The 17,548-nt window shown below is 47.9% G+C and carries 14 protein-coding genes; 5 read left to right on the forward strand and 9 right to left on the reverse strand.

The window, feature by feature from the left end:
- Positions 1–59: 59 nt before the first annotated feature.
- Positions 60–890 (reverse strand): AraC family transcriptional regulator, encoded by an 831-nt coding sequence (locus H8698_RS12815; RefSeq protein WP_249313844.1) that lies wholly within the window; start codon positions 888–890, stop codon positions 60–62.
- 151 nt (positions 891–1,041) lie between these two features.
- Here H8698_RS12815 and xylA point away from each other — a divergent pair, with 151 nt between their 5' ends.
- Genes xylA through xylB form a run of 4 tightly spaced genes read left to right on the forward strand, consistent with a single transcriptional unit; the run spans position 1,042 to position 7,591 of the window.
- Positions 1,042–2,358: a xylose isomerase gene (gene xylA / locus H8698_RS12820; protein WP_249313845.1), complete on the forward strand. Its 1,317-nt coding sequence runs from the start codon at positions 1,042–1,044 to the stop codon at positions 2,356–2,358.
- 15 nt (positions 2,359–2,373) lie between these two features.
- Positions 2,374–4,179, forward strand: a complete 1,806-nt coding sequence (locus H8698_RS12825) for a hypothetical protein (RefSeq protein WP_249313846.1) — start codon at positions 2,374–2,376, stop codon at positions 4,177–4,179.
- Positions 4,180–4,206: 27 nt separating this feature from the next.
- The gene (locus H8698_RS12830) at positions 4,207–6,093 is read left to right on the forward strand and encodes a glycoside hydrolase family 3 C-terminal domain-containing protein (protein WP_249313847.1); all 1,887 of its coding nucleotides are present in this window, start codon (positions 4,207–4,209) and stop codon (positions 6,091–6,093) included.
- Between the two features lies 1 nt (position 6,094).
- Positions 6,095–7,591: a xylulokinase gene (gene xylB, locus H8698_RS12835; RefSeq protein WP_249313848.1), complete on the forward strand. Its 1,497-nt coding sequence runs from the start codon at positions 6,095–6,097 to the stop codon at positions 7,589–7,591.
- Positions 7,592–7,625: 34 nt separating this feature from the next.
- Here xylB and H8698_RS12840 read toward each other — a convergent pair whose 3' ends face one another.
- The 5 genes from H8698_RS12840 to H8698_RS12860 all read right to left on the reverse strand — a co-directional run bounded on the left by H8698_RS12840 (position 7,626) and on the right by H8698_RS12860 (position 14,322).
- Entirely contained in the window at positions 7,626–8,051 is a 426-nt protein-coding gene (locus H8698_RS12840; protein ID WP_249313849.1) for a DUF3788 domain-containing protein, read from the reverse strand.
- A 21-nt stretch (positions 8,052–8,072) separates the two neighbouring features.
- A complete protein-coding gene (locus tag H8698_RS12845; RefSeq protein ID WP_249313850.1) occupies positions 8,073–11,384 on the reverse strand; it encodes an alpha/beta hydrolase family protein in 3,312 nt (1,103 codons plus the stop codon).
- 16 nt (positions 11,385–11,400) lie between these two features.
- Positions 11,401–12,372, reverse strand: a complete 972-nt coding sequence (locus H8698_RS12850) for a Gfo/Idh/MocA family protein (RefSeq protein WP_249313851.1) — start codon at positions 12,370–12,372, stop codon at positions 11,401–11,403.
- 4 nt (positions 12,373–12,376) lie between these two features.
- Positions 12,377–13,096, reverse strand: coding sequence for a glycerophosphodiester phosphodiesterase (locus H8698_RS12855; RefSeq protein ID WP_249313852.1), 720 nt, complete (start codon positions 13,094–13,096; stop codon positions 12,377–12,379).
- A gap of 110 nt (positions 13,097–13,206) precedes the next feature.
- Positions 13,207–14,322 (reverse strand): sialidase family protein, encoded by a 1,116-nt coding sequence (locus H8698_RS12860; protein WP_249313853.1) that lies wholly within the window; start codon positions 14,320–14,322, stop codon positions 13,207–13,209.
- A 227-nt stretch (positions 14,323–14,549) separates the two neighbouring features.
- Between H8698_RS12860 and H8698_RS12865 the strand changes: the two genes are divergently transcribed.
- Complete coding sequence (locus H8698_RS12865; RefSeq protein WP_249313854.1) at positions 14,550–15,191, forward strand: hypothetical protein; 642 nt, start codon at positions 14,550–14,552, stop codon at positions 15,189–15,191.
- 90 nt (positions 15,192–15,281) lie between these two features.
- On the opposite strand, the gene H8698_RS12870 is transcribed toward H8698_RS12865, so the two are convergent.
- The 3 genes from H8698_RS12870 to H8698_RS12880 are packed head-to-tail and all read right to left on the reverse strand — an operon-like array spanning position 15,282 to position 17,505.
- A complete protein-coding gene (locus H8698_RS12870) occupies positions 15,282–15,845 on the reverse strand; it encodes an SOS response-associated peptidase (RefSeq protein ID WP_249313855.1) in 564 nt (187 codons plus the stop codon).
- A gap of 42 nt (positions 15,846–15,887) precedes the next feature.
- On the reverse strand, positions 15,888–16,751 hold the full coding sequence (locus H8698_RS12875; RefSeq protein WP_346726850.1) for an SIR2 family NAD-dependent protein deacylase: 864 nt from the start codon (positions 16,749–16,751) through the stop codon (positions 15,888–15,890).
- A complete protein-coding gene (locus tag H8698_RS12880) occupies positions 16,711–17,505 on the reverse strand; it encodes a protein-ADP-ribose hydrolase (protein ID WP_249313857.1) in 795 nt (264 codons plus the stop codon). Before H8698_RS12880 ends, H8698_RS12875 begins: the two co-directional genes overlap by 41 nt.
- Between the last annotated feature and the right edge of the window lie 43 nt (positions 17,506–17,548).

Here is a 17,548-nt window from a genome sequence, read left to right on the forward strand (position 1 = left end):
TTCTTCAACTTGCTTCCATAACATTTCACATTATTTTTTGTGTAAAACAAAGATATATTTCACTGGTCACGAAACTCTGTGGGCGTTACTCCAAAATGCTTTTTAAACAGCCTGTTAAACGACCGCGTGCTGCCAAACCCGCACTGATAAGAAATTTCTGTCATACTGTGGTTTGTAGATTTCATCAGACCCATGGCACGCTCTAAACGATATACCGTTAGGTAATAAAAAAAGCTTACCCCCGTCACCTTTTTAAAGTAGTGGGAAAAATAATATTTTGAAAAGTTGCAGTAGTCCGCCATTTCCTCTAAAGATACCGGCCGCATATAGTTCTGTTCCACAAACCGCTCCGCGTGGCGCAAAAGCTTCATGCTCTCTGCAATTTGTGCCGACTGCTTTGTGGTTACGGCGCGAAATCCCACGCCCCGCAGTGCCTCCACAAAAGCCGACAGCGACAGCGCGTTCACCGCATATTCAAAACCAGGCTTTTTTCCCGCGTGCTCCGTTTGAATATCCTGCACATAGGAAAGCAATTTCTGATACACCGCATCCCGTTTTGTGATAACGTTTTTCAGCAGCCTGATTTTAGAAAGGTCTAAAAAACCTTCCTGTCCCTCAGCGCCCGTTACCACCGCTTTCATTACAAAAATATTGTTTTCGCCCCGGCTCACAAATCCGTGAAGCTCGCCGGGCATAAACAGGCAAATGTCGCCTTGCTTTGCCTCAAAACTTCCGCTTTCGCAAACGACAACCGTTTCCCCCTCCCGCACGCAGTCAATTTCCGCCTCGTCGTGAAAATGAACCACATAGCTTAGGTTCCCCGTGTCGGGATTGATGTAAGGATATCCTTTTTCTGCCCTGTGAACCTCTTCAAAATAAGCATTTTCCATCTGCCACACCTCTTATGTTCCATTGTACCGCACTTTTTATAAAAAAGCAATAAGTGTCGCAAATTAAACAATAATTGTGTTTACTTCAATGAAACACAATGGTATGATTGACTTATAACAAGAATTTCATTGAATAAAAAGGAGAGTAAATATGAACGAGTTTTTTAACGTACCCAAAATTGCCTATGAAGGCGCAAATTCTGAAAATATGTTTGCGTTCCGCCACTATAACCCCGAGGAGGAAATCTGCGGAAAGCCTATGAAGGAGCATTTAAAGTTTGCCATGAGCTGGTGGCACACACTCTGCGGCGACGGAACCGACATGTTCGGCATTGGCACAGCAGACAAAACATTCGGCGGTAAAACGCCCATGGAGGTTGCCAAAAACAAAGTTTTGGCCGGGTTTGAGTTTATGCACAAGCTGGGAATTGAATACTTCTGTTTTCACGACAAGGACTTAGCGCCCGAGGGAAATTCTTTACAGGAATTTCAGCAGAATTTAGACGAAATTGTTCCGCTTATTAAAGAACAAATGGAGAAATATCATATCAAGTGCCTGTGGGGCACGGCAAACCTGTTTAACCACCCGCGCTACACCCACGGGGCAGGAACCACCTGCAACGCAGACGTTTATTGCTATGCCGCGGCGCAGATAAAAAAAACAATTGACATTACCCTTGAGCTGGGCGGCATGGGATATGTGTTCTGGGGCGGCCGGGAAGGCTATGAAACACTGCTTAACACCGACATGGGCTTTGAGCTTGACAACATGGCATATTTAATGGAAATGGCGGTGGATTATGCCCGGGGCAAGGGCTACAAGGGCGATTTTTACATTGAGCCTAAGCCAAAAGAGCCCACCAAACACCAGTATGATTTTGACGCTTCCACCGTTTTGGCATTTTTGCGCAAATATGGTTTAGAAAAAGACTTTAAGCTGAACATTGAGGCAAACCACGCTACCCTTTCCGCCCACACCTTTCAGCACGAGCTGCGCGTGGCACGGATTAACGGTGCGTTCGGATCTATCGACGCCAACCAGGGCGACCCGCTTTTGGGGTGGGACACCGACCAGTTCCCCACAAACGTGTATGACGCGGCCCTGGCCATGTATGAGGTGTTAAAAAATGGCGGCTTTACCAACGGCGGCTTGAATTTTGATGCAAAAGTACGCCGTGCTTCCCATACATACGAGGATTTGTTCCTTGCCTATATCGCCGGAATGGACACCTTTGCCTTGGGACTGAAAATTGCGGACAAAATGATAAAAGACGGCCGCATCGACGCGTTCGCAAAAAACCGCTATGCTTCGTTTGATATGGGGATCGGTGAAAAAATTAAAAACAAACAAACCGACCTTTGCGCACTATCCGACTATGCGCTGTCTTTAGGCAGCGTTGCAGACGAAGCCAGCGGCAGGCAGGAATATTTAGAAAGCATTTTAAACGATATTATGTTCGGAAAATAAAAAAGGAGTGCTCCTATGAACTACGAAATCACCGCTTTTTCCTCTTTTGGAATCTGCCGGGCAGACAGCAGCAAAACCACATTTACTGCAGCAGAAGATACGAACCAATGCTTCTTTGAAATGAACGTCACCTTTGACCACTGGGAAGACGAATTCTATCTTCTTATGCCTGCCTGTGCCTATAACGGCAATCGATACGAAAAAGTAAAACGGTCTTATCCGCCTATGTACAAGCCGGAGGAAACCGACAGGCAGCTCATTACCGATGTGCCTGCACTCGCTCCCGACGGCAGCGGAATCATTGAAGTTACCGCAGGAGATATGTCGGTTCCCTGCGTTTGTGTGCTGAATCCAAAAGAAAAACAGGCGTTTATGTTGTTTACAAAACAGGAGATAAAGGGCGAAAATTTAGGATTCCGGGTAGAAAAAGGCCGCATCACCGTTTCCTATCCTGCAAACAGAACAACCGCTTACCGTTTTTGCCGGGAACACGAAACGAACTGCGACAGCGGCATTGCGGTAAAAAAAGGCGAAACCTTCACGCTGGAACACAAAATAGTTTCCTTTCCCTGTGAAAACATAATTGCGCTGTTTACTTGCTTTTTTAAAAACAGAAAATGCCTGCTTTCCGGTCCCCGTCCCGAAAACTTATACACCGACGCACTGTGGGACATGCAGGAGGATAAATTTAACAGCTATAATTATTCCGGCGAATATTATGCCGAAATCACAAAAATCTGGCAGTGCGGCTGGTGCGGCGGCGCCATCTCCAGTCTTCCTCTGTTCATGTGCGGAAACGCGCTTTCAAAGGAACGGGCAATTAACACTTTAGACTATTTGTTTGCCCACCAGGCAAACAGCGGTTTTTTCTATGGTTACATCAAAAACGGCATTACCGAAGACGACAGTTTTCACACACCGGGTATGGAACATCTCCACATGATACGAAAAAGCGCAGATGTGCTGTATCATCTGTTCCGGCACTTTCGGGTTATGAATCCGAAACCTCATTGGATCACAGGCACAAAAAAATGTGCCGACGCCTTTGTAACGCTTTTTCAGCAGTTCGGAACCTTCGGTCAGTTTATCAACATCGAAACCGGCGAACTCGTGGTAAAAAGCAGCACCGCAGGAGCAATGGCAATCGGCGGTTTGGCCCTTGCATGGGAATTTTTCGGCGAACCTGTCTATCTTGAAACCGCAAAACGCGCCTGTGATTTTTACTATCACAGAGATATTGAAAACGGCGTTACCACAGGAGGCCCGGGTGAAATTTTAGGAGCACCTGACTCGGAAAGCGCCTTCGCCATGCTGGAAAGCTGTGTGACGCTTTTCGAGGTCACAAAGGAGGAAAAATGGCTGCGTTATGCCGAAAGCTGCGCGCATCTGGCCGCAAGCTGGGTGGTAACATACCCTTATCTTTTCCCAAAAAACAGTGAGTTTTACAGACTTGGCATCAACACGGTGGGCAGTGTGTTTGCAAATATTCAGAATAAGCATTCTGCACCGGGTATCTGCACCCTGTCGGGCGACAGTCTTTATAAGCTTTGGCGCTATACGGGAAACCACGAATATTTAGAACTGATTAAAGATATTGCATTTTTCATTCCCCAATGCGTTTCAACAAAGAAACGTCCGATTTATTCCTGGGACGATACGCCAAAACTGCTCCCTGAAGGATTTATTTGTGAACGCGTCAACATGAGCGACTGGGAGGGAAAACAAAACATCGGCGGTGTGTTTTGCTGCTCCTGTTGGTGCGAAACCAGCCTGCTGCTCACCTTTACGGAACTGATGTGTTATGACGAAATGAAACGGTAAAAACAAACAGAAAGGCGGATTTTTTATATGACTTTTGAAGAACGCGCAAAAGACCTGGTTTCAAAAATGACGCTGGCAGAAAAAATTGCCCAAATGCAGTATGAAGCCCCGGCAATCGAGCGCCTGGGCGTTCCGGCCTACAACTGGTGGAACGAGTGTCTGCACGGCGTAGCCCGCTCCGGCGCGGCAACGGTTTTTCCCCAGGCAATCGGCATGGCGGCAAGCTTTAATACCGACTTAATGTTCGATGTTGCCACTGCCATTTCCGACGAGGCAAGAGCAAAATATAATGAATATAAAACCTTTGGCGACACGCAAATTTATCAGGGGCTTACCTATTGGTCGCCCAACATCAACATTTTCCGCGATCCCAGATGGGGCCGCGGACACGAAACCTACGGCGAAGACCCTTACCTTACCGCCAGAATGGGCGTTTCCTTTGTTAAGGGCCTGCAAGGCGAGGGAAAATACAGAAAGCTTGACGCCACCATTAAGCACTATGCCGTGCACAGCGGCCCGGAAACCCTGCGCCACGGTTTTAATGCCGAGGTGAGCGACAAAGATTTATATGAAACCTATCTCTGGGCATTCAAATATTGCGTTGACCATGCCGACCCGTCGGCAGTTATGGGAGCATATAACCGTGTAAACGGGGAAGCATGCTGTGCCAGCAAAACCCTTTTAGAAGACATTTTGCGGGGCGAGTTTGGATTTTCCGGCTATGTGGTGTCAGACTGCGCCGCCATCTGCGACATTCACCAGCACCACCACATTACGAACAACGAAGCCGAGAGCGCGGCCTTAGCGGTGAACAACGGGTGCGACTTAAACTGCGGCGAAACCTATAAGTGGCTGAAAACCTCGGTGGCCTTGGGGCTGATTTCAGAAGAAACCATAACCACCGCGGTGGAACGTTTGTTTGCCGCCCGCTTCCGTTTGGGCATGTTTGATGACGACTGTGAGTATGACGCCATTCCCTACGACGTGGTGGAGTGCGAAGCGCACACGAAACTGAATCTTCAAATGGCGGAGGAAAGCATTGTGCTGTTAAAAAACGACGGCATTTTGCCCCTGTCGCCCAATCAAAACATTGCGGTAATCGGCCCGGTTGCAGACGATGTAACTGTGCTTTTGGGCAACTATAACGGCACGCCCTCCCGCTATACAACACTGCTCGCCGGCATTCAAAGCCAGGCAAAGGGCAAGGTTTATTATGCCCGCGGCAGCCACCTGTTTGACGACGAGGTGCACCGTGCGGTGGAGCGCCCCCTGCGTGAGGCCATTATTGCTGCGCGGCATGCAGATGTAGTAATTATGATGTGCGGCTTAAATCCATCTTTAGAAGGGGAGGAAACCGACAATTACAACGGCTCTGCCGGCGGCGACAAGATAGACATTGAACTGCCGCCTTCCCAGAGAACGCTGTACCGCGAAATTATAAAACTGGGCAAGCCCGTTATCTTTGTAAACGTCAGCGGAAGCTGCATCGCCCTAACCGAGCAGGACAAAGACTGCCATGCGGTGCTCCAGTGCTTTTATCCCGGAGCAATGGGCGGCGAAGCTTTAGCGAATATTATTTTTGGCAAAACCTCACCCAGCGGCAGGCTGCCTGTAACCTTTTACAAAACTACAGAAGACCTGCCCGATTTTGAAAATTATTCTATGGAAAACAGAACGTATAAATTTTTCCGCGGAACACCGCTCTACCCGTTCGGCCACGGGCTGACCTATTCTGAAATCACGGAAGAGCCAATTGACGAAAACACCGTGAAGCTGACGAACAAAGGGCCTTTCGACACCTGGTATTCCGCCCTTAAGTTTGAATATATTCCCCACAAAAATCTGTGCGGATTTCAAAAGGTGTTCTTAAAGAAAGGCGAAACAGTTACGATTAAATTTGACAGGGAGGGATAGCATGTATTTCATTGGAATTGACGTGGGAACCTCCGGCACAAAAGCGGTTTTAATTGACGAAACAGGCGCAGTTCACCGCACCCACACAGAGGAATATCCCATGCAGCAGCCGAAGAACGGCTGGGCGGAACAAAACCCGTCAGACTGGTGGGAGGCAACCAAGCTTTCGTTGTCTGCCGTGTGCGAGGGCATTGACAAAATCTGCGGCATCGGCCTCACCGGGCAGATGCACGGTTTGGTAATGCTGAACGAAAACAACGCGGTAATCCGCCCGGCCATTATCTGGTGCGACCAGCGCACAGGAAAAGAGTGCGCTGAAATGACGGAAACAGTAGGTGTAGATAAGCTGTTCTCCATTACAGCCGCTCCGGCCATGTCGGGCTTTACGGCCGCAAAAATTCTGTGGGTAAAGAATAACGAGCCGGAAAACTTTAAAAAATGCCGTCATATCCTATTGCCAAAGGATTATATCCGTTTTATGCTTACCGGTAAGTTTGCCACTGATGTGTCCGACGCAGGCGGCATGCAGTTGATGGACATAAAAAACAGAACCTGGAGCGACGAGGTGCTGGACGCTTTAGAAATTGACAAATCACTTCTTCCCAAAATTTATGAAAGCCCCGAGGTTTCAGGCTTTGTGAAATCAACCGATGTGCCTGCGTGTCTCCGCGGCGTGCCGGTGGCAGCCGGTGCAGGCGACAATGCCGCAGCCGCTGTGGGAACGGGCATTGTAGAAAACGGCAGGGCGTTTACCACCATCGGCACCAGCGGCGTGGTGTTTGCCCACACCGACGAGCCGCTGATTGACCCTAAGGGGCGCATTCACACCTTTTGCTGCGCCGTGCCGGGCAAGTGGCACGTTATGGGTGTTACCCAGGCGGCAGGGCTTTCTTTAAAATGGTTCCGCGACAACTTTTGTGAGTTAGAAACAATGAATGCAGAAAAACAAAACACCGACGTGTATGTGCTATTAGACGAAAAGGCAAAAACCTCCCCCATCGGGGCAAACCATTTGGTTTACCTGCCCTATTTAATGGGTGAGCGCACACCGCACTTAGACCCAGACGCACGGGGCGTATTTTTCGGTCTTTCCGCCATGCACACCAAGGCCGATTTACTGCGGGCTATTTTAGAGGGCGTGTCCTTTTCGCTTTACGACTGTGTAAACCTTTTAAAGGAAACCGGAGCCGAGGTTTCCGACATGACGATTTGCGGCGGCGGCGGAAAAAGTCCATTTTGGAGCCAAATGCTCTCAAACGTTTACAGAACAGAAATAAAAACCGTTGCCTGCTCTGAAGGCCCGGCCTACGGCGCGGCAATTTTAGCCTCTGTTTCGGCAGGGGCGTTTGACACTGTTGAAAGCGCCTGCAAGGCGCTGATTCGAGGCGGCAAAACCTTTGTGCCAAATGAAACGGAACATGGGGCTTATCAAGCAGTATATGGGCTTTATCAGTCCCTTTACCCCAGCTTAAAGAATTTATATCAACAGCTAAAATAAAAAAACGGCGGTATGAAAACCGCCGCTTTTTTATTTATTTTTTCACACAGGCCCGAATAGTGATTAATTTTTTTACCACATTTAACACATCGCCATCAGTTACCGCAATCATTAACCATCTTGCACCGTTAAACGGTTTTGTGTTCTCATAAAGCACTCTTAGCGCCTCATGCGAAGACAAAACCAATTCAGCCTCTGCCACTTCTCTCCTGCCGATGCATATCAGACACGTAAAGACATCTTTTTCCGGATACAGCGTGCAAAGCGCGCGGCCTCCTTTTTTTAACTTTACGTTCCAGCCTGGCGCTCCGCTGCATTTACTGTATTCAATCTTCGGCGTAACTCCATAGGTTTCTTCCATAAATCTAAGTAGTTCCGTCCACAGCGGGCTATTTATATATTCTGCAACTGCATTTAAATCCGGCTGAAATTCCTGTGTATATTTTTCGCTCCAAGTCATAAATCAGCACCCCGTTTGCTTTTATTGTACTGCCGTTTCAAGCTCTACATATTCCGTTGTGACAACACCGCAGGCATCGTCCGTCAACTCAAAATAAAAACCCTTTGTCCCTGATGGAAGCGTTAAGGTAACAGTTTTGTTTTGAGGGACGGTTATCTCCTTGGGCTGCTCCCAAACCGTTTTCGACGTGCTTCCGTCGTAACTGATTCCGGAGATGTTGTAAACCAGCCTGATTTTGCTGATGTTGTTTTCTGTTTTGAAAGAAAACGACGCTGTGTTCCCCTCAACAGACACCCGTCCAACCTCTGTAAAGCGTGGGCCGCCCCGCACAACGCTGTCTGCAAAGGTGAAAATCTCCGGCACCGCTTCTCCCGCAGGCTGGCTGTGTGTCAGTCCATATTTATAAGAAATCACAGAATTTTCAACATCAAGCGCCGATTTTGTGTTTTGGTCAATGGCATACATGTTCGCCGCGTTGCCGTTTATAAATAACGTAGGAATTTTCACATTAGAAAGCACGTTTTTCGCGTCCCACAGCAGGCGTTTGCCGGAAAGGCCCTTGTTCACGCCGCCCTCGTTTAAATAGCCGCTGTTGTAAACCGGCACGGCAAAGGCGAACCCGGGGTCAACACCAATGGCATAGCTTGTAATCATGCTGCCGTTTGAAATTCCCGTGATACCAATGGCGTTTTCGTTTACCTCAGGCAGACTTGCCAAAAGATTTTTCGCAAGAATTGGTTTTGCCACCGCCTGATACATATACTGGTCCTGAAGCGGCTGGTCGATATCGGTATAGTAGCCCGACGGCTGTCTTGCCCCCATGTTGTAGACAACGTCCGGGTCTAAATCGGTGTTTCTGTCCACCATGTAACAGGCAATTGCCGCATAGCCTTTGTCTACCCACGATTTCACCCAGGAGGGATATAGTCTGCTGGCGTTGCCGTGAATCAGCACAACTGCCGGAACCTGATTGACCGCGCTGGCCGTTTTGGGAACACCCATATAGGCGAAAACCTGGGTGTTTTCCCCCTTATGCGGAAGACCTTCAAACAAAATAGCCGAAACATCGTCATATCCTGTTTCTATTGTGTTCACCACCTCATATTCCGGCGTTTTTGTCACCGCTTTTGCCTGCAGGGTGTCAACAATCTGCTCAAGGGACAGCCCTGCGGTAATTTCAGCAGACTCTGTATAAGGCGTCACCGTTTTAAAATCCTCCCATAAAAATACCTTTGCGCTCATCGCGCCCGCAGGCTTATCGGCGCTGATTTCAGCTTCGCCCGCCGCTGTTTCCGCGCCGGACAGCGGCTTACTGGTAACGCTTATCAGCGTATTTTTTCTGCCGTAAACTGCGAGTATAAGCGTCATGTTTTTTCCCTCTAACGCTTTGTTTTTTATCACCGCCCGGGCGGAGAGGGTCTCGGCTGTGTCAAAATCGTCTGTGATAAAATAAACTCTTGTGCCCGTAACCTCCCGCGGCTGCGTGGAAACAAGATTTGAAACCGCGCCGCCGGATACTGCAAAAAAGTCAAACCGCAAAAACGCTCCTGCATCGCTGTCCGAAATGGTGTAGCTCACCGCACTGCCGTTTAAAACGCCGCCGGAGAGCCTTGCAAAATGCACGCCGTCTGTAGAGGTCATCAGCCGGTATTCCACTGCTGCGCCCGTGTCATTTTCAACGCTTGCGGTTACTGTGCTGCCGCAGGAAAAATCGCCGCTGACCGAGGCATTTTTCAGTCCCGGCTCCGTAATCTGAATATCGTCAATGCAATAGCGCACTTCCTCTGTGTTTTCCCCGCCTAGCAAAGACAGCCCCAACAGGCAGGTGCTAGGAGCAGACGCAAGCGAAAACGGTATTTGATGCTCTGTCCACCCCTCTTGAAGCTGTACGGGTGTGAGCGCATTTACTGTTTCTTGTGTTCCGTCATAGGTTGAAACAGAGGGCGTTAAAACCGCCCCCGCGCTGTCCGATTTTGCGCGGAAGCTTAAACAATAATCCGTGTTGGGCTTTAGATAAATATTCTGGGCAATCCTGCCGTTTTCTCCGCTGTTCGCCGCCTGGGTCACCTGAATAAATGCATTTTGCTCCTCTGTCTGGTCCGCCGCGACAGCCCCGCTGCCGGCAGTCCACGCCTGCACCTGGGTGGTGCCATCGTAAACGGCTTTTGCTGCGAACCCATCGTCAAAGCTGCCGCCAAAGGGTACATTTAAGCGTTCTATTTTCAGTTCGTCCACGCAATAGTCTGCAATGACCTCGGTGTAACCATCGCCCTGGCCGGACATTCTGAAATAAAAAGACGGGCGGACAGACAGGGAATTCACCACATAGTTTTGTGCGTTTTTTGAGGGCCGAATTATGCATTCAAACTTCTGCCATTCCTCCGTTAACGGTTTGTCCACATTAATTTTTTGATACAATGTCATTTCTGAAGTGTCCGCCCCGGTAAAATCCAAATATCCTCTAAGATAATACTTTCCCGCGTTCTCTGATTTTCCGATTTTGGCGTACCACGTCAGCTTATAGGCCGTGGCCGGCATAACGGCAAGATTGGAATATTTCATGGAAGAATATTTGTCTTGAGCTTCCACATAGGCATATTTCGCCGTTTGGTTTGCCCCGCCGTTGTTTTTTACCGTAACGGCAGTTTTTGAAAACAGCGTATATTCCGGATTGTTAAAGTCAAAATTTGCGTTTAACACCACCGGCTCGTCAGAGGTTGTGCTATAAGCCGGCCTGCACACAAACTCATCCAGCATATATTCAATGTCTGTTGCCTTTGCACGATATTGAAAGTTACAATCTGTTCCAAACACCGGAGCCTGCGTTGAACCGGAAATGGTACAGTTTTCGCCAACAGTATAATTTGCATAGTAACGGTACCACCCGCCGCCCAAATCTTCTTTGTTTTTTAAATATGTAATATGATAGCCGCTATAGTTTTTTGACGGCACCAATGTTCCGCTTCCGTCATCTGTTAAACACCGGTAATACGACACTACATATCCGCCGTCTAAGGCGTTTATATTGTCTGCCGGCGGCTTGGCGCAAATGGAAAGTTCATAGGTTTCTCCCACCACAGAGCGGTTTCTGTCAAACTGCACCCCGCCCATGTTGTTTGCATTATTTTTCATTTTCACCGCGCCGCGGCTGCCGCCGAAGCCCTCGGCAACCCAAGTCTTTTCTGCGGAGTAAATGGCAGTGCCGGAGGCTTGTGGGGTTTCAAAGTCTGCATACAAAAAATCTGACACAAAATAATCTTCCGCCCCCGCAATGGATATGCAGGACATCAACAGCACCACAGCCGCCAACCATAAACAAAAAACTTTTTTCATGTTCCCTCTCCTTTTCTCACAATGATATAATTTTATCTTCTTCCCAGGAACGGTAGGCCGCTTCCATAAACTCTGTCAGTGCCACAGCCTCGTCAATGCCATATAGCTTATTTTCCGTGTTGTTTAAAATGCTTGAAATCCAATATGCAATGGGGCGCTCTAAGGTCAGCTCCAAATGTTCTTCCGTCACCCACTCTTTGTTTGATGCTTCGTTTTTATAGCGGAAGCCATCCTGCACATGGATATATCCCTTCGTGCCGCTAATTTCCAGCGTAAACGGGTCGCAATATGACACGAACCCGGTTTCCGAAACGCCAATTGCACCGTTTTCAAAACTCATTACACTAACGGCGTTGTCCTCAACGCCGCGGCCGGTTACCTGTGTAAAGGCCGATGCCATTTTTTGAGGCGTTCCCAAAAACCACTCTAAAAGATACATGGGGTGCGCACCCAAATCCATCATGGCACCGCCGCCGCAAAGGGTTTTGTCATAAAAATAGTCCGGCAGCCAGCCTAAAATGCTTCCCCCATGAACGTTTCTAACCCGCATATAGGTCACCTGGCCGATTTCGCCGCCGTCTACCATTTTCTTAGCTTGAAGCACGCCGGCCATGGTTTTGTGAGGCAGAGAGATGGTAAAATGAATGTTGTTTTTCACAACCGCTTCCCGAATTTTTTCAGCGTCACTTTTGGAAAAGGCCAAAACCTTTTCGGTGTAAATGTGCTTTTTCGCATTTGCGGCTTTCATTAACAGCTGCGGGTGCAAATTTGTTGAGGATACCACCGCCACTCCGTCGATTTCCGGGTTTGCCAATAGCGCATCATAATCCTCATAAAAATCACAGCCCAGCGCCGAAGCCCACTGCTCCCCACGGGATATGTCGTCGTCCCACACCGCGGCAATTTTCACACCGGGCGTTTCCCCAATCTCCTTGGCATACTGGTCGGCATGCACATGCCACCGGCTTACCATTGCAATGTTCAGCATAGTTTCACTCCTTTTCCTGTTTTGTTTTCCACCTTATTCCCAATTCAATGTCGTTTAAAAGTGCGCCGTCGGCAGACAGCGACTGAATAAAATCTAAAGACTCCGGGCTCCCGTTCATGGAACTTGTTTCGTCCGTGCACGATAAATCCCGGCACATTACCCAAACCTTAACATCATACTTCATTTTCACATCCATAGGCTTTATTTCACTTAGCCACGGCTCCCAAAGCCGAATGATGCCCGCGCCGTTTTCCACAAATTCGCCGATATTGTGATAATCCGGCATAAATGCCAACACGTTTTCCTTTGAAAACGCCGTGCTGATTTTGTTTGCCGCCTGGGGACTCACCACGCCGCAGATAAACGGCAGGCCGGATTTTTCCAGCATGTTAACAAACCCGTCGTCTAACGTTTCAAACTTAATGTGAAGTAAAATCGGCGTCTTTTCCCGATACCGGCGGGCAAGCTCTTCAAAGGTTAAAAGCGCGTAGTTCTTTTCCGCAAGCTTTTCCTTCATTTCGCAGTATGTAAGATCTTTTACTAAAATGGGTTCCCCTGTCAGGCGCTCTAAACTGTCATCATGGAAAATAACGAACACGCCGTCTGACGTTTGTCTGATGTCGCATTCTGTAGCAGAGGCACCGATGTGCGCGGCATATTCCAAGCTCTCCACCGAATTTTCCTGCTTTACCAGCGATGCACCCCTGTGTGCAATTAAATCCATTATTTTCATCCTTTCGTCGTTCCTTACCGTTATTATACGCTAAATTCAGTCTGTTTTCAACCGCCAAATTAAAAAACGCTTCCTATTTTTTCAAATAGGAAACGTTTCGTTTATTGCGGCAGGCTCCACACAATTTGTTTAATCGCAGAACCGCCGTTCGTTTCTTCATAAAAGTTTTCCCAGCTTTCCTCCCGCTCATAAAAAACGGTGAGAATGGTTCCGTCCTTTCGTTCAACCGAGGCCGGATATCCCAAATCTAAGGAACTAGCCCCGTCATAGAGCACATAATCTGTGTCCCAGTTTTCTCCGCCGTCATAGCTTATCATGGCTTTAATGCCAAAAGGCTTTTTTCGGTATCCATAAACCGAAACCAACGCGCCGGAGGAATGTTTCATCAGGTGGGCCGGCGCGCCGCCTGTGTCAGATAAAATCTGCCGGGGCTTTGAAAACGTTTTTCCGCCGTCTGACGATTCGCTCTGAAAAATTGTAAACATGCCGCCGTCTTCACTCTGCTTTTCGTTTTGCACACGAATATGGACAATGATTTTTCCGCCAATGTCAATTGCCGCCGGCTCGCAGGATAGCACGCCTGGAATTGCTTCAATTGCAGAAACAAACTCAAATTCCCCGTTCACAAACTTGTGGCACTCAATCCTGTCTTCCTTTTGCGCAATACCATCTGACGCAGAACGGCCCACATATAAAATGTCTCCGTTTTCCAAAAGGCAGGGGCCGTGGGGTGCGGTCACAGGCGAAAAACCGATGTCGCCGAACGTGACACCATTGTCATTGCTGATTACATATGTATAGCCCAAATATCTGCTTTCTGCTTTCTTTGCGTCAATGCCTGCCAGATAGCCTTCAACCAGCCTCTGTTCCGGGCTTCCCTGCTCCCGCATTTTGTTGGTATTTTGCTGAAACGCCACAGTGTTGTTAAATGAGGTAATCATTACGCTGCTATCGCCAAACGGCAAAATTCCGGCATCCCTGTCGTCTAACGGAGTGTCTATCACCACACAAGGACTGCTCCACGTTTTGCCGTCGTCAGTACTTTTCGCCATAACCACCTTTCCAAAAGGGCATACATGGCCAATGCGAAAGCCCGAACACACAGCGGCAAGAGTTCCGTCATGAAGACGCGCCACCGACGGCCAGGCAAAATAATTAAATTTAGAATCGGGGTTTTGAATAATTGTTTTCATTTCATGAACAAACACTTTTTTCATGTTTGAAAACCGCCTTTCTTCAAGTTTACTTTTATTATATACGGCCGCTCCCCGCTTTGCAACTGCCGCAAAGGACAAAAACGAATTACTTTTGTCCCTTTTCATCACACCAGTTGATAAATTTCTATATTTTTTGACAAAAAGGCTTGAAAAAATGAAATTCATATGATATTATCACAATTGTAGTGATGAAAAAAAACTACAAAAATAAAAAAGGAGAGGTTGTTATGGAAATAGGAAATGTAAATGGTGAATTTGGCGGAATGCAGGCCGCGCCGCAGTCTGGTAAGAAAAAAATAATTTTGGTTATTGCCGTTCTTGTCGGGGGACTTCTCGTAGGCACATTATGTGGATATTTCGCTGGTGTAAATGCGAAAATAAATGCACAGTTACTGGCTGAACGCCAGGCTCAGGATGAACAGATTAATACCAAAAAAGAAGAACTTTCAAATCTTGAAAACGAAATTAAAGATAAAAGCGGCGTTATTTCAGCCGCAAAGGAATATGAAACAAATAAAGCCACATTAGATGAAAAAATTGCAGAAAAAACTTCCACGGTGGAGAATCTGGATTCGCAGATCAGCGCAAAGCAGAGCGAATTAGACATCCTGACAGGAAATGTGGTGAAAGCTAAAAGTGAACCAAAGGTACTGCCGGCCGGTGAATATACCGTCGGCGTAGATATTCCGGCCGGCAGGTACAGCGTGTCTGGTTCGCGCAACTTTTTTGCGTGGGACAAATCAGGTTCTTTAAAGGTCAATACCATCCTCGGAAATTCCAGTATTGGTGTTGGAGATTATGTCTGCTCTTTGGGGGATGGATATCGCATCGAATGTGCTGCAAAGACCACATTTACTCCAATCCAATAAAAAAGAAAGAAGCAAGACGGTCGCACCTTTTAGTGCGGCCGTCTTTTTGTATCTTGAAAAACAACGCGGGGCGCAATAAGCGCCCCGCGTTTATGATACCGCTCTGCGAATCAGCTCCGGCGGCGTTTGGTGCAGCAGTTTAACCGCAGCTTCGTTGTTAAACACCCAATCCAAAAGGTTGGACTTTTCTATCACCAGCGGCATGCGGTTGTGCACGTCCGCTATAGATTCGTTGGGTTCAGTGGTTAAAATTACATACTTTTTTGCGCCGTTAAACTCACCAAAAATTCCCGCCATGTATAAAGCGCTTTTCTCCGGCAGGGTGAACAAGAACTTTTGTTTGGTTTTGTCGTGCTTCCACTCGTAAAAGCCCGAGCTGGGAATAACACACCGCCGCTCTATCACCGCTTTTTGAAACATTTTTTTCTCCAACGCCGTTTCTGCCCGCGCATTGATAATCACACCGCTTCTGCCTCCAAACTGCGGAAATCCCCACGACATAACCTCCGGAGTCAGGGAATTGCCCCTTGAAACAAGCACCGGGGCGCTGTTCGTAGGAAAAATTTCGCCTGTATGAAACACCTGGCCGTTTAACGCGTTTAAAATCTCAAATAAATTGTCGTCATCGCTATCAAAATTATATCTTCCGCACATACAAAACCACCTCTCTTTCAGTATATCCGAAAAATAAAAAAATCACAAGATTTTTTTCAGTTCCTGTAAAACAAAACCAATATCCCCGTTAATACAGAGGGCCCTGTCTGCAATTTCATTGGGACAAAATGCCTCGCCCAAGTTCACACAGGCATACGCTGTGTTTGCATTTTCCGCAGTCATTTGCCAAAAGGGATATTTAATAATGCCCGGCGTGTTATTCCCCACGCCCAGCTCCAAAAATAAACAAGCGCTGTTTTTATGCGCTTTTAAATATGCTTCATAGCGGCGAAAGGCTTTATGCCAGCCGCTGTCCTCTACAAACCTGCCGTCCGACCGCAGGTTCATCATCATGGGCCGTGCGCAAACCGGGCACTTAGGAATCAGCTCCGGTGGAATTTTAAAATCCTTCTGCTCCGCCGCCATGCGCAAAATGATTGGTTCGTTGTCATACGTTTCCTGGCAACAGGGCACGGAGCACTGAAACAGGCCATAATCCCCCTGGGTGTAGAACAGGCGCCGCTTTGAAAAGCCTGACAATTGAAACTGGTGGTCCACATTGGTGGTCAGCACAAAATAGTCCTTATCCTGAACTGCTTCCAAAAGGTCCTGATATACCTTTAATTGCGGCACGTCATAGCGGTTTACTAAAATAAACCGGCTCATATATGCCCAATATTCCTCCGGCGTTTCAAACGGATAAAAGCTGCCCGAATACATGTCGCTAAACCCATACCGCGTTTTGTACCCGCGAAACTCCTTTAAAAACCGCTCGCCCGAATAGGTCAGCCCGGCTGAGGCCGAAAGCCCAGCTCCTGCGCCAATTAACACTGCATCGGCAGTTTTTAGCAGTTCCTTTAGTTTTTCAATCTGCTCCTTTGGCGAGCAGGTTTTTGTATAAGTCAAAGTCCGATTCTTTAAATACATTAAATATCACCTTTAATTCTTGTTTGCCTTTTATTAAATATTCCCGCACGGTGCGCACCGCAATGTGCGCCGCCTCCTCCGGCGGAAACCGGAACTCCCCTGTCGAAATGCAGCAAAAGGACACAGATTGAAGCCCCAACTCTTCAGAAAGCGTTAAGCAGGAGCGGTAGCACGAGGCAAGCAGCTCCCGGTCTGTGCGGCTTACCTCGCCCAAAACCATTGGCCCCACCGTGTGCAGCACATAGCGGCAGGGCAGGTTATATGCTTTTGTTCGTTTTGCCTGCCCCACAGGCTCGCTGTGGCCTTGCTGCTTCATTAAGCTGTCGCATTCCATTCGAAGCTGAAGTCCCGCCGCCGAATGAATGGCATTGTCAATGCAGCCGTGACAGGGATGAAAACAGCCCAGAAGCGCACTGTTGGCCGCGTTCACAATGGCGTCTGCCGCAAGTCGGGTAATGTCTCCTTTCCACAGCAAAATGTTTTCACCAAAACTCATAGTAATGTCTGAAACATAAACCACGCCTTTTTCTTCCCGCTCAGCTTTTAGAAGTTCGTCCTGCAAATTCACAAACGAACCGTCAAGCGGCATAGGCGGGCGCAGGTTCATCAAAGAACGCAAAAGCCTTCTTTGAGAAACTGCATTGCCGGAAAAGTCTGCCGCAAACGCCTGGTATTGCGGCATTTCGTTTAAAAGCATGGCATTTAATTTTAAAACCAATTCAGTTTTTTCCATGTTTTAGCCTCCGCCGTTAACTGCCGGCCCGCGTGAGCAAGGC

The sequence above is a fragment of the Congzhengia minquanensis genome, assembly GCF_014384785.1.
In the GTDB taxonomy this organism is placed as follows: Bacteria; Bacillota; Clostridia; order UBA1381; family UBA9506; genus Congzhengia; species Congzhengia minquanensis.

Excerpts from the sequence above, each read along its gene's own strand:
- H8698_RS12865 (WP_249313854.1), top strand. The coding sequence starts at position 14,550 with ATGGAAATAGGAAATGTAAATGGTGAATTTGGCGGAATGCAGGCCGCG.
- xylA (WP_249313845.1), top strand. The coding sequence starts at position 1,042 with ATGAACGAGTTTTTTAACGTACCCAAAATTGCCTATGAAGGCGCAAAT.
- H8698_RS12870 (WP_249313855.1), bottom strand. The coding sequence starts at position 15,845 with ATGTGCGGAAGATATAATTTTGATAGCGATGACGACAATTTATTTGAG.
- H8698_RS12880 (WP_249313857.1), bottom strand. The coding sequence starts at position 17,505 with ATGGAAAAAACTGAATTGGTTTTAAAATTAAATGCCATGCTTTTAAAC.
- H8698_RS12855 (WP_249313852.1), bottom strand. The coding sequence starts at position 13,096 with ATGGATTTAATTGCACACAGGGGTGCATCGCTGGTAAAGCAGGAAAAT.
- H8698_RS12860 (WP_249313853.1), bottom strand. The coding sequence starts at position 14,322 with ATGAAAAAAGTGTTTGTTCATGAAATGAAAACAATTATTCAAAACCCC.
- H8698_RS12850 (WP_249313851.1), bottom strand. The coding sequence starts at position 12,372 with ATGCTGAACATTGCAATGGTAAGCCGGTGGCATGTGCATGCCGACCAG.
- H8698_RS12845 (WP_249313850.1), bottom strand. The coding sequence starts at position 11,384 with ATGAAAAAAGTTTTTTGTTTATGGTTGGCGGCTGTGGTGCTGTTGATG.
- xylB (WP_249313848.1), top strand. The coding sequence starts at position 6,095 with ATGTATTTCATTGGAATTGACGTGGGAACCTCCGGCACAAAAGCGGTT.
- H8698_RS12815 (WP_249313844.1), bottom strand. The coding sequence starts at position 890 with ATGGAAAATGCTTATTTTGAAGAGGTTCACAGGGCAGAAAAAGGATAT.
- H8698_RS12825 (WP_249313846.1), top strand. The coding sequence starts at position 2,374 with ATGAACTACGAAATCACCGCTTTTTCCTCTTTTGGAATCTGCCGGGCA.
- H8698_RS12840 (WP_249313849.1), bottom strand. The coding sequence starts at position 8,051 with ATGACTTGGAGCGAAAAATATACACAGGAATTTCAGCCGGATTTAAAT.
- H8698_RS12830 (WP_249313847.1), top strand. The coding sequence starts at position 4,207 with ATGACTTTTGAAGAACGCGCAAAAGACCTGGTTTCAAAAATGACGCTG.